This is a genomic window from Deinococcus aestuarii (assembly GCF_018863415.1).
Taxonomy (GTDB): domain Bacteria; phylum Deinococcota; class Deinococci; order Deinococcales; family Deinococcaceae; genus Deinococcus; species Deinococcus aestuarii.
In genome coordinates this window covers 57536-69224 of sequence record NZ_JAHKSN010000009.1, presented here as the reverse complement: position 1 = coordinate 69224, position 11689 = coordinate 57536, and the positions used below count along the sequence as shown (strand labels likewise).

The 11689-nt window shown below is 72.9% G+C and carries 12 protein-coding genes; 9 read left to right on the top strand and 3 right to left on the bottom strand.

Annotation, left to right across the window (positions count from 1 at the left end):
• Nucleotides 1-36: 36 nt before the first annotated feature.
• The 6 genes from IC605_RS12525 (at nt 37) to IC605_RS12505 (ending at nt 4713) form a co-directional block, all read left to right on the top strand.
• Nucleotides 37-552, top strand: coding sequence for a helical membrane plugin domain-containing protein (locus IC605_RS12525; protein ID WP_216324346.1), 516 nt, complete (start codon nt 37-39; stop codon nt 550-552).
• Complete coding sequence (gene fdhD / locus IC605_RS12520) at nt 549-1394, top strand: formate dehydrogenase accessory sulfurtransferase FdhD (protein WP_343216604.1); 846 nt, start codon at nt 549-551, stop codon at nt 1392-1394. The genes IC605_RS12525 and fdhD overlap by 4 nt, the downstream gene beginning before the upstream one ends.
• A gap of 46 nt (nt 1395-1440) precedes the next feature.
• Nucleotides 1441-2850 carry an L-lactate MFS transporter gene (locus tag IC605_RS12515; RefSeq protein WP_216324344.1) on the top strand — a complete coding sequence of 470 codons (1410 nt, stop codon included), beginning with the start codon at nt 1441-1443 and terminating at the stop codon, nt 2848-2850.
• 14 nt (nt 2851-2864) lie between these two features.
• Entirely contained in the window at nt 2865-2981 is a 117-nt protein-coding gene (locus IC605_RS25570; protein WP_425514223.1) for an MFS transporter small subunit, read from the top strand.
• Between the two features lie 162 nt (nt 2982-3143).
• Nucleotides 3144-3752, top strand: a complete 609-nt coding sequence (locus IC605_RS12510; RefSeq protein ID WP_216324342.1) for a hypothetical protein — start codon at nt 3144-3146, stop codon at nt 3750-3752.
• A gap of 76 nt (nt 3753-3828) precedes the next feature.
• Entirely contained in the window at nt 3829-4713 is an 885-nt protein-coding gene (locus IC605_RS12505; protein ID WP_216324341.1) for a C39 family peptidase, read from the top strand.
• A 9-nt stretch (nt 4714-4722) separates the two neighbouring features.
• Here IC605_RS12505 and IC605_RS12500 read toward each other — a convergent pair whose 3' ends face one another.
• Nucleotides 4723-5364, bottom strand: coding sequence for an MOSC domain-containing protein (locus tag IC605_RS12500; RefSeq protein WP_216324338.1), 642 nt, complete (start codon nt 5362-5364; stop codon nt 4723-4725).
• Nucleotides 5365-5549: 185 nt separating this feature from the next.
• On the opposite strand from IC605_RS12500, the gene IC605_RS12495 reads away from it, so the two are divergent.
• Entirely contained in the window at nt 5550-6173 is a 624-nt protein-coding gene (locus tag IC605_RS12495; protein WP_246580777.1) for a class I SAM-dependent methyltransferase, read from the top strand.
• A gap of 6 nt (nt 6174-6179) precedes the next feature.
• On the opposite strand, the gene IC605_RS12490 is transcribed toward IC605_RS12495, so the two are convergent.
• The gene (locus tag IC605_RS12490) at nt 6180-6902 is read right to left on the bottom strand and encodes a hypothetical protein (RefSeq protein ID WP_216324332.1); all 723 of its coding nucleotides are present in this window, start codon (nt 6900-6902) and stop codon (nt 6180-6182) included.
• 159 nt (nt 6903-7061) lie between these two features.
• Between IC605_RS12490 and IC605_RS12485 the strand changes: the two genes are divergently transcribed.
• Nucleotides 7062-7685 (top strand): nitroreductase family protein, encoded by a 624-nt coding sequence (locus tag IC605_RS12485; RefSeq protein ID WP_216324329.1) that lies wholly within the window; start codon nt 7062-7064, stop codon nt 7683-7685.
• Nucleotides 7686-7748: 63 nt separating this feature from the next.
• Here IC605_RS12485 and IC605_RS12480 read toward each other — a convergent pair whose 3' ends face one another.
• Nucleotides 7749-9149: an NCS2 family permease gene (locus tag IC605_RS12480; RefSeq protein ID WP_216324326.1), complete on the bottom strand. Its 1401-nt coding sequence runs from the start codon at nt 9147-9149 to the stop codon at nt 7749-7751.
• Nucleotides 9150-9406: 257 nt separating this feature from the next.
• Here IC605_RS12480 and IC605_RS12475 point away from each other — a divergent pair, with 257 nt between their 5' ends.
• Nucleotides 9407-11662 (top strand): putative bifunctional diguanylate cyclase/phosphodiesterase, encoded by a 2256-nt coding sequence (locus IC605_RS12475; protein WP_216324323.1) that lies wholly within the window; start codon nt 9407-9409, stop codon nt 11660-11662.
• The last annotated feature ends 27 nt before the right edge of the window (nt 11663-11689 follow it).

Sequence of the window (11689 nt, the reverse complement as noted above, 5' to 3'; positions counted from 1 at the left end):
GCACCGAAGCCTCCACACAGCCAAAGCGAGGTCAAGATGGCGAAATCACTGCAATACACGCCCCGCCCCAGGACGCCACAGGAGGAACTGGCCGAGGCGAGCGCCCAGAACGCCGAGGCGCTGGTGGAGGGCCTGAAACTCCTGAGCGTCCTGCACGACCACGGCGTGCTCGACGTGCTGAACAAGGTCGTGCGGGGCGGCGGCGGGCTCGCGGGCGAGGGCCTGCACATCCTGGAGCGGGGCAGCTCGACGCACGTCATCCGCAACCTGCTGGAGGTCGTGCGGGTGCTCACCGAACTCGACCCCCAGAGCGTCGGCACCCTGGGGCGAGCGCTCAACGAGGGAGTGAACGAGGGGGCCAAGCGGGTGGCCCGCGGGGAGCGGGTGGGCCTGGGCGAACTCGTCGGGCTGATGCGCGACCCGGACATTCAGGTGGCGCTGACGGCCCTCTTCGGCACCCTGAAGGGCTTCGGCCACGCCCTGCGGCAGGCGGACGCCCAGATGCACGAGCCGGTGGAGGAACGCCGGACCAGCGGGGAACGCCTCGCGTGAGCCTGCCCGGGGCCCGGCCCGCGTTTGCCGAGAGCACGGCCCCCGCCGTGACGCACGCACGTGTGCTGGCCTACCGGGAGGGCCTTGCGACCGAGCGGGACGACGCCGTGGCGGTCGAGGAACCTCTCGACATCCGCGTGCAGGGCGGCGGGGAGAGCGTCACCCTGGCCGTCACCATGCGGACACCCGGCCACGACCGCAAACTCGTGCTGGGGTGGCTGCACGCGGAGGGGCTGCTGCGGGGAGACCTCCACGTGTCGCCGACCCAGGATCCGGACGCTCCGAACGTCGTCACCCTCCACACCTCCGATCCGATGTGGCTGCTCGCCTCCGCCCGCGCCAATGTCACCACGAGTGCCTGCGGCGTCTGCGGGAGCGGCAGCGTGGAGCGGCTGGCGGTGCGGGTGCGGGAACCCGTATGGACGGCCCCTCTCCTCTCCCCCCCCCTGCTCGCCGGGTTGCCCGAACGGTTGCGGGCCGCGCAACCCGCCTTCGACGCGACGGGCGGGCTGCACGCGGCGGGTCTCTTCACCCCGGACGGCGAACTCCTCGCGGTTTTCGAGGACGTGGGGCGGCACAACGCCGTGGACAAACTCGTGGGGTGGGCCATAGAACAAAAGCTCCTCCCCCTCGCCGACCACATCCTCGTCACCTCCAGCCGCGCGGGCTTCGAGATCGTGCAGAAGGCGGCGCTGGCGGGCGTCCCCGTCGTCGTGACGGTGGGGGCGCCGAGCAGCCTCGCGGTGGAGACGGCGGCGGGCCTGGGTCTCACCCTCGTCGGCTTCGCGCGCGGTGAGCGTTTCAACGTGTATGCGGGCGCGTCCCGTCTCCAATCCTCCTGAACCCCCCCCGCTTGCGCTGGCAACCCCAGCCGTGAAAGGAGAACAGATGGCGTCATTTCTGGACCGTGAGAGGACCGTCGCCCCGCCCGGCTTCAACCGCTGGCTGGTGCCGCCCGCCGCGCTGGCCGTGCACCTGAGCATCGGTCAGATCTACGGCTACAGCGTGTTCAACAAGCCGCTCAGCCGATTGATCAGCGGGGACCTGAAGGCGGAGACGGGAGCGCCGGGCGACTGGTCGCTCTTTCAGGTCGGGTTGATCTTCTCGGTCGCGCTGTTCTTCCTGGGGGCGAGTTCGGCCCTCTTCGGCAAGTGGGTCGAGCGGGTGGGGCCCCGGCGGACGATGTTCACGTCGGCCCTGCTGTTTTGCAGCGGGTTCGTGGTGGCCGCGCTCGGGGTGGCGACGCACCAACTGTGGCTGCTGATCCTGGGAAACGGGGTGCTCGGCGGCATCGGGCTGGGGCTGGGATACATCAGCCCGGTCAGCACGCTGATCAAGTGGTTCCCAGACCGCCCCGGCCTCGCCACCGGGCTGGCGATCATGGGCTTCGGCGGCGGGGCGCTGCTGGGCAGCCCGCTGGGGACTTCCCTGATGGCCTCGTTCGGTGGGGCCAACTTCGGGATCGTGCCGACCTTCGTCACGATGGCGGCGCTGTACTTCGCGCTGATGATGTTCGGGGCCTTTCTGGTGCGGGTGCCGCGCGAGGGCTGGAGGCCGCAGGGGTGGACGCCGCCCGCGCCGAGCACGTCGCACGGGATGATCTCCACGCACAACGTCACCGTCGAACAGGCGATGCGGACGCCGCAGTTCTGGCTGCTGTTCGTGGTGCTGTTTTGCAACGTGACGGCGGGGATCGGGGTGCTGGGGCAGGCCTCGGTGATGATCCAGGAGATGTTCAGCGACCGGGTGCTGGGGGCCGGGAACGGCGTGACCGCCACGGCGGCGGCGGGCTTCGTGGGGCTGCTGAGCCTCTTTAACATGGGCGGGCGCCTCTTCTGGAGCTCGACCTCCGACCGGATCGGGCGCAAGCCGACGTACATGGTCTTTTTCGCGCTGGGCACGGTGCTGTACTTCCTGATTCCGGTCTTCGGGCAGACGGCGAGCCTGGCGCTGTTCGTGCTGGCCTTCGGCGTCATCATGAGCATGTACGGCGGCGGGTTCGCCACGGTGCCCGCCTACCTGCGTGACCTGTTCGGCACGCTGAACGTGGGCGCCATCCACGGCCGCCTGCTCCTCGCCTGGAGCGCCGCCGCCATCGCCGGGCCCTCGCTGGTGAACGGCTTCCGCGACCGCCAGATCGCCGCCGGGGTCCCCGCCGCGCAGGCGTACTCGACCGTCATGTGGATCATGGCCGGGCTGCTCGTGGTGGGCTTCGTCGCCAACCTGCTCGTGCGCCCCGTCTCGTCCCGCCACTACGCCGACCGCACCCTGGGCCACCAGACGGCCGCCGACGACTGAGAACAGGAGACCCCATGCGCGAACAGAGCACCTCCCCCGCCGCCGTCATCCTCGCCTGGCTCGTCGTGCTGATTCCGATGACGTGGGCGATCTGGCAGACGCTGATCAAGGTGATCGAGCTGTTCCGGTAAGACATTCGCCCACGCACCCCAGGACCGCCGCCGCCCGGATCGCGGCGGCCTTGCCTTTCGGAATCCCATCCCGAACTCACCGGGCGGGGTGCGAGAATGGGGGGCACATCCGGCCCCGGCGCCTTGCGCGCGGGCATGACCGGACGACCCCGAGGAGGGCACATGAGACTGCGCGACACGAGGCCCAAGGGCCAGAGCGACACGACCACCGACGAGGAAACCCGGGCGCGCGGGAGGTTCCGGGACGCCGCCCGCCGCCTCGCCGAGACGGTGAGCCACAATCCCCGGGTGCAGGAGGCCGCCGCCGAGCTGCGGGGCCGCACCGGGGAGCTGCGGGAGGCGGCCCGCGCCCGCGCCGACGGGCACCTGGAGAGACTGATCGAGTCGCGCGCCGGGCGGGGCGAGCCCCTGCCGGACGAGGTGGCCGCCCTCCTGGACCGCCGCCGCCGCGAGCGCGAGGACCGGGCCGCGCGGCTGCGGGCGAAACAGGCCCTCCTCGCCCTCGCCGAGAGCGCCGAGCAGCGCCGGGTGCTGCTCCTCGTCGCCGGGGCGACCCCCTGGGCGGGCGGCACCGGGGAGGAGTTGCGCTACACCACCCTCCTCGACCGCCTGGCCCCGTCCGGGGACGCGGGGGCCGAGATGGGCGTCCACCGCGCCCTGTGGACGCTGGCGGAGAGGCGCGTGCTCGCCGTCTCCCCCCACGGCGCCGTGACGGCGTGCGCGCTGCCCGAGACGGTCACGGTCAGGGACGAGACGCACCCGGAGGGCTGAGGGGCGGGCTCCCTCCCTGAAGGGATTCGCAACCGGGGGCGCGTGTTGTCCCCCGGCCGGGCCCCCACACTGGGGCATGTTCGCCAAGTGGCTTCCGCTGACCCTGCTCGCCCTCGGCGGCCTGGGATCGGCCCTTCCCGCCAGCGTGACGCTGAAGAACATCCGCTATGAGCGGCAGGGGCCCGACAACTGCGGGCCGGTGACCGCCCTGACCATCCTGGGCTACCACGGCACGCGGGTGACCCAGGCACAGGCGGTGGGTGCCCTCAAGGACAGCCCGCGCGACCCGCAGGTCACCAGCCTCGAACTCGCCGCGTACCTCGGGCGCTTCGGGCTGCGGAGCGTGATCCGCTACGCCGGGACGCCGGAACTGCTGCGCGAACTGCTCGCGCGCGGGCTCCCGGTCGTGGTCCAGCAGCGGCTGCGGCCCGGCAGCAACGTCGCCCACTTCCGCACGGTGTACGGTTACCGGGGCGGGGAATTTCTGACGAGCGACCCCCTGCGCGGGCCCGCCCTGCGCCTGAGCACCGCCCAGATGACGGACCTGTGGCACTTCTACAACGGCGAGTACCTGATCGCGTACCCGCCTTCCAAGGAGGTCGACGTGCGGGCGGTCCTGGGCGACGACTTCCGCGCGGCGAACAACTGGCGCAAGCTCAAGCAGATCGGCGAGCGGAACGTGCGGGCCCGGCCGGGCGACCCCTACACCTGGTGGGGGCTCGGCAAGGCGAACCTGCGGCTGGGCAACGCCCGCGAGGCGGCGGCCAACTTCGACCGCGCGGTGGCCCTGGGGGTGCCCACCCTGTACTACCTCTACCGCCAGGAGGCCTTCGAGGCGTGGACCCGGGTGGGCGACCACCGCAAGACGCTCGACCTGACGCAAAAGACCTTACGTGCCTTCCCGGGCAGCAAGGAACTCGTGTACTTCCGCGACGTGGCCCGGCGGGGGCTGAGAGGGTAGGGGGGCGCGCTACCGGGTGAGGTCCCGAAGCCGCGCCTCGTACTCCTCGCGGTTGCGGACGGCGACCGGGGCGGAAAGCGCCCAGCGCAGCGTCTCCGGGGAGGGCGATGGGGCGTAGAACAGCTCGAAGAGGTCGAGGAGGGTGGGGGTGTCGGTCCGCGCCAGGACGCGCTCGACCTCAGCCCCCGCGCGGACCTCCCCCTCCGCCAGCACCCGCGCGTAGAAGCCGGGGCGGCGGGCCTGCCGGAACCTCTTCACGAAGGCTGGGTCGCCCATGCGCGCGGCGAGGGTGGCGCAGGGAATCCGGGGGGAGGTGACCTCCAGCACCACCTCACCGATCCGGTAGCGGTCGCCGATCCGCACCGGCCCCGGCCCGAACGAGGAGAGGGTCAGGTTCTCGCCCAGGGTGCCGGGTTCCAGGGCCCCGCCGAGCTGCTCCGCCCACTCGTCGTAGTCCTCCGCGCTGTAGAGGGAGACGGCCTGATCCGGCCCGCCGTGGTTGTTCACGTCCGCAATGTGGTCGTCCGCGAGGCCGAGGGGCCCGACGTGAACCGCGCCGGGCTGCGGCTCCTTGTGGATGCCCGTCGTGCCGGGCTTGCCGACGACCCGGTGCTCGCGGGGCCGGGCGACGTTGACGGAGAGGAGGCGCATGGGGCAGGGTACTCCTCTGGCCCTTTGGGCCACCTCTCCTTGAATGGAGGCAAGAGACGCCGTTGCTGTGGCCCGGCTTCCCGGCTCCCTTTGAGGGGAGCTGCCTGAGGGGTTGACCCGCCCTCGCCCCGCGAGTGGGGGCGATCTCGCTCTCCCCCGCCCCGCCGCCTTCCACAATGGGGCGCATGAGCAAGCTGCCCCGGGGGGCCTTCCGGCGCCTCGACGAGACGCCCGACGAGTTGTTCTACCGCCAGCCACGCTTCGTCACCCACATCGACGACGCGGCCATCGCCGCCGTGACGCAGCTTTACCGCGAGTACCTGCCGCCGGGTGGGGCCATCCTCGACCTGATGAGTTCGTGGGTGAGCCACCTCCCGCCCGAGGTGGAGTACCGCCGGGTGGTCGGCCTGGGTCTCAACCGCGAGGAACTGGCGGGCAACCCGCGCCTGACGGGCTCCGTGGTGCAGAACCTCAACCGCGACCCCCTCCTGCCCTTCGGGGACGGGGAGTTTGGTGGGGCGGGCATCACGGTGTCCGTCGACTACCTGACCCGGCCGGTCGAGGTCCTGCGCGACCTGGGGCGGGTGCTGACCCCGGGCGGTCCGGTGGTGATCACCTTCTCGAACCGCTGCTTCCCGACCAAAGCGGTGGCGGTCTGGCACACGCTGGGCGATGCCGGGCGGCTGGACCTCGTGGCCGGGTACCTGCGCGAGGCGGGGAACTGGGGGGAGGTCACGGCGCACGACCGCAGCCCGCGCGGGCGGGGCCACGATCCCCTGTTCGCGGTGACGGCGCGGGCGACCCGGTAGGGGGACTCAGGGGGACGGCAGCAGCCCGGCCAGCGGATCGCGGCCGCCCCAGGTCCCCTCGGCCCGCAGGGGCGCGAAGCGGGCGAAGAGTTCCTCGCCGTACCAGTCGAGCGCCCTCGTCTGCCGGATCGCCGCGCGGTGGCCGCCCGCGCCGTACGCGAAGGCCCGCACGCCCTCCGCACCCTGCCACAGGCTGAAGGTGGCCTGATGCAGCAGGGGGACCTCCCCGACGCCCACCGAGGCGAGCAGGGCGGGGTTGTCGTGCAGGCCGCGCTGCGAGTCCGGCACCGCCCGCCAGAAGGCCAGCAGGCGCGAGGGGCGGATCGAGGCGCGGGTGAGGACCGCGACGGGGCCCGCGTACTCGGCGGGCGGGGGCAGCTCGCCGAAGGGGGAAACGCCGCCCCACGACCCCCGCGCCCGGAGGGGCCGCAGCAGCAGCGTGTACGTTTCGAGCGAGCGCTCCCGCTCCGCCCGGCGAAAGGGGCTTTCCTCGAACGCCTCGAAGGCTTCCCGGGAGGACCACACGCCGAAGCGCGCCCAGCGCAGGGCGTCCGCCCCCAGCGCCAGGTTCTGCCCCCGCCCCGTGCCGAGCAGACGCCAGAAGGTCAGGCCGGGCGTGCGGGCGAGGGCGCCCCGGTCCAGGCCCATCCGCGTGAAGCCCCGCCAGCCGTCGCGCCCCGCGTAGCGCGTGAGGGTGAAGCTGGCAAGGGGAACGGGTCGGTCGGGCACGGCGTGAGTGTAGGGCGCGGCGGGCGGGCGGTTCGGCGGCGCAGCTTACCGAGCGCGGCGCCCCCTGAGGACGCGGGCGGCACCCTGTTCCCACAGGGGGAAGGGTTTTCGGGACGAACCTCCATCCACCGGGCTCTGCCACCGCCCATACTCGGGGGCATGTCCAGCCCTCCGGCGTCCCCTCCCCCCGCCCCCGGTCACGACGCCCGCGACCGCGAGGCCGTCCTCCACGCCATCCGGCACCGCCGCACGGCGGACCTGAAGGACCTCTCCCCCGCCCCGGTGCCGCGCGCGACCCTGCACGCCCTTTTCGAGGCGGCGAACTGGGCGCCCAGCCACGGGCGCACCGAGCCCTGGCGCCTCATTGTGTTCACCGGGGCCGGGCGGGCGCGGCTCTCGGGGGCGCTCAACGCCAGCGCGGGCCTCCTCAACCCGGCGCTGACCGAGGAGGCCCGCCAGGGCCAGCGCGACCGCCAGAACCTCGCGCCCGTGTGGATCGCCGTGGCCGCCGAGCCGTCCGTCAGACCCCGGATGCCCCTCCACGAGGAGCAGTGGGCGACCGTGTGCGCCGTGCACAACCTCCTGCTGGCCGCGACGGCGCACGGCCTCGTGGGCAAGTGGATCACCAACGCGCCGTCCCTGCACCCCAACACGGCCCGGTTGCTGGGTTTCCCCGGGGAGGCGAGCATGGTGGGCGTGGTGTACCTCGGCTTCCCCCGCGCGGACTGGCCCCTGGGCACGCGGCGACCCGTCGAGGACAAGGTACGCTGGGTCGAGGAGTAGGCCCGAAGAGAAAGGAGACGAGGCCGCGTGCCCGTCTCCCTTCCCTGGTCCGCCCGGGCGACGCTACTCGCCGACCAGCCAGATATAGCGGGCGAGGAGCAGGGCGGCCACCACATACAGGATGGGGCTGACCTGCCGCGCGCGCCCGCTGAAGAGCTTGATCGCGCAGTAGCTGATCACGCCTAAGGAGACCCCGTTGGCAATCGAAAAGGTCAGCGGCATCGCGATCACGGTCAGAAACGCGGGCAGCCCCTCGCTGATGTCGTCCCAGTCCACCTGCCGCACCCCCTCCATCATCAGCGCCCCCACCAGGATCAGGGCGGGTGCGGTGGCCGCACCCGGGATCGCGGCGGCGAGCGGCCACAGGAACATGCTCAGCAGGAAGAGGACCCCGACCGTCACCGCCGTCAGTCCCGTGCGGCCCCCCTCCCCGATGCCCGAGGCACTCTCGACATAGGCGGTGGTCGTGCTCGTCCCCATGAAGGCACCGAACATCGCGGCCAGCCCGTCCATGGCGAACAGGCGCCGGGCGCGGGGCATGTTGCCGTGCTCGTCCAGAAAGCCTGCCCGCTGCGACAGCCCCGTCAGCGTCCCCGTCGCGTCGAAGAAGTCCACGAAGAAGAAGGTGAACACCACGCTCAGCAGCCCCAACCCCAGCGCCCCCGCAAGGTCGAGTTGCCCCACGAGGGAGGAGGGCCAGACGGGCGTGCCGAAGATGCCCAGGAACGCGCCGCCGAAGCCGGGAAAGGCCCGCAGCGCCCCGTTCTCCCCGCCCGCGTACACGGCGGCGCCGGTGAGGATGGCGACGGCGGTGGTGGCGAGGATGCTCCACAGGATGGCGCCGGTCACGCGGCGGCTCATCAACACGGCGGCGATGAGCAGCCCCAGCAGCGCCAGCCACACGGTCGGGGCCCGCAGCGAACCCAGGCCGAGCAGGGTCGCGTCGTTGCTGACGACCAGCCCGGCGCTGCGCAGCCCCAGGAAGGCCAGAAAGGCGCCGATGCCGCCGGTGATGGCGAACTTGAGCGAGGTGGGGATGGCCTGCACGATGGCCTGGCGCGCACCCAGGACGCTGAGCAGGACGAAGAGCACGCCACTGATGAAGACGGCGCCCAGCGCCGTCTGCCACGGGACGCCGAGGCCCTGCACGACGGTGAAGGCGAAGAAGGCGTTGAGGCCCATGCCGGGTGCCTGGGCGAAGGGGTACTTGGCGATCAACCCCATGACCAGCGAACCGAAGGCGGCAGCGAGGGCGGTGGTCATCAGGAGCTGCACGAAGGCGTTGGGCACCTGGATCGCGGCGGACAGGACCTGCGGGTTGACGAAGAGGATGTAGCTCATGGTGAGGAAGGTCGTCAGGCCCGCGCGCAGCTCGCGGGGGACGGTCGAGCCGGAGGCGCTCAGGCCGAAGAAACGGTCGAGGCCGGACCTGGCCGCGGGACGGGGGGCAGAGGCGTCGGACATGGGCACACTCCTGAGGGACGGCGGGGAGGGGACTCGGACGGGGCGGGGGCGGCGGGAAGGCCGGACGGGAGCGGGCGGCACCCGGCGTCCAGCGTAATCGTCCCGGAACGCGGGGGGACGCGGGTCGTCTGGGAGGCTTGAGGGCCGGTCCGGGCCCACCGTCCGGGCGCCCCTCATGAAGTGACACGAAAGACACTTATCCTCAGGCGTGCGTGTTCGGCCCACCCCCCGCCTTTCCCGGAAGAGCCCCTAGGCTCATGCCGCCCCGCGCGCCTCACCCCGCCCGGCTCGGTGTGTTCTATCTCCTGGCCTGGCTGGCCCTGGACGTGGTGTCCCAGCGCTTCAACGCGGCGCCGGGCGTGTCGGTGTGGTATCCGCCCTCCGCGCTCGACTACGTGCTGCTGCTCGTCTTCGGGCGGCGCTTCTGGCCGTTTCTGGTGGTGACCGGCCTGCTCCATCAGGCGCTGGTGGTCCCCGCGCCGCCCCCTCCCCTGCCGCTGCTCCTCTCGACGGCGGTCACGGTGGGCGGGACGGTCCTGGCCTGCCTGCTGCTGGAGCGATTGCGCTTCGACCCCCGGCTTCCCCGGCTGCGTGACGTTCAGCTCTTCGCGGCGGTGGCGATGGTCGGGGCGCCGCTGGGGGTGGCGGCCCTTCAGGTGGCGAGCGTCGCCGGGGCCGGGCGGCTCGCCGGGGCCGAGATCGGCGAGCGCCTCTTGCAACTGTGGGCGGGGACCGCCACCGGCGTCGGGCTGCTCGCGCCGCCCCTGCTGCTGCTGCTGCGCCGCTGGCCGGGGCTGTGGGCGGCCCCGGCGTCGGGACCGGCGGAGCCAGAGCCGCAAGGACCGGCGCGGCCCCCGCCGCTGTGGTGGCGTGTGCTCGACCTTCTGGCGGAGGCCGGCCTCGCGGCGCTGGCGCTGTGGGTGGGGTACGGGGGGCCGCGCAGTTCCACCCTCGACTTCAGCTACGCCCTGTTCGTGCCGCTGCTGTGGACGGCCACCCGCCACGGCTTCGAGCGCACGGTCCTGACGGTGCTCGGCCTGAACGTGGGGGTCGCGCTGCTCACGGGAAACGAGGAGGTGCGGCGCACGGGCGGCCTCGCGCTGCAATTCGGGCTGCTCACCCTCACCCTCTCGGGGCTGCTGCTGGGCGCGGTGTTGCGCGAGCGGCGGCGCCTGACCGACCGGCTGGCCTTCCTCGCCCTGCACGACCCCCTGACCGGCCTGGGCAACCGCCGCCTCTTCCACGAGCGGATGGCGCAGGCGCTGGACGAACCCTCCCCCGCCCCGAGCACCCCCGCCGTGCTCCTGATGGACCTCGACAACTTCAAGGCGATCAACGACAGCCTGGGCCACGGGACGGGCGACGAGGTGCTGCGCGCGGTGGGCGGGCGCCTCGCGGCCTGCGCGCCCCCCGCCGCCACGGTGGCCCGCCTCGGCGGGGACGAGTTCGCGGTGCTGCTCCCCGGGGTGGGCGGCCCGGACGAGGCGAGCGAGGTCGCCGCCCGGTTTCTGGGGGCCCTCAACCCGCCGGTCGCCGTGCGGGACCTGACCCTGACCGTGGGCGCGAGCGTGGGCATCGCCCTGCGGGGGGGGGGCGAGGACGGCGAGGCCCTGCTGCGCAACGCCGACGTGGCCCTGTACCGCGCCAAGGCCGGGCGGCGGGGCCGGGCGCAGCTCTTCGACGCCTCCATGCACGCGGCGGTCGTGGAGGGCGTGCAGGTGGAGGCCGAGTTGCGCGCGGCCCTCACGCGCGGGGAGTTCGAGCTGCACTACCAGCCCCTGGTGGACCTGCGGACCGGGCGGGCGGGCGGCGTGGAGGCGCTGGTGCGCTGGCCCCACCCCACGCGCGGGCTCCTGGGGCCCGAAGCCTTTCTGGAGGTGGCCGAGGAGACCGGGCTGGTCGTCCCGCTGGGCCGCTGGGTGCTGCGGGCGGCGTGCCGTGAGGTCGCGGGCTGGGCGGCGCCCCCCGGCGAGAAACCGCCCAGCGTGGGCGTCAACCTCACGGCGGCGCACCTCGCGCAAGACGGCGTGGTGGAGGACGTGGCGGCGGCGCTGCGGGAGTCGGGCCTCGCGCCGGGGCGGCTGATGATCGAACTCACCGAGAACGTGGTCATGAGCGACGCGGAGGCGAACCTGCGGACCCTGGCGGCGCTGCGCAGCCTGGGCGTCCGGCTCGCCGTGGACGACTTCGGCACCGGGTACTCCAGCCTGAGCTACCTGCGGCAGTTTCCCATCGACGACCTCAAGGTGGACCGCTCCTTTATCACGGGGCTGGGGGGCGACCGGGTGGGCACCGAACTCGCCCGCGTGATCGCCGCGCTCGGCCGCACGCTGGGCCTGAACACCGTTGCCGAGGGCGTGGAGACCGCCGAGGAGTATGCCCGCGTGCGCGACCTGGGCTACGCGATGGCCCAGGGCTACTACATCGCCCGCCCCCTTCCCGCCGCCGCCGCGCGCGCCGTGCTGTCCCGGCCGGGTCCCCTCGTGCCGCAGGGCCGTGAGATGGGGGCCTGACTTCGGCGAGACGGCCTACGCGCGCGG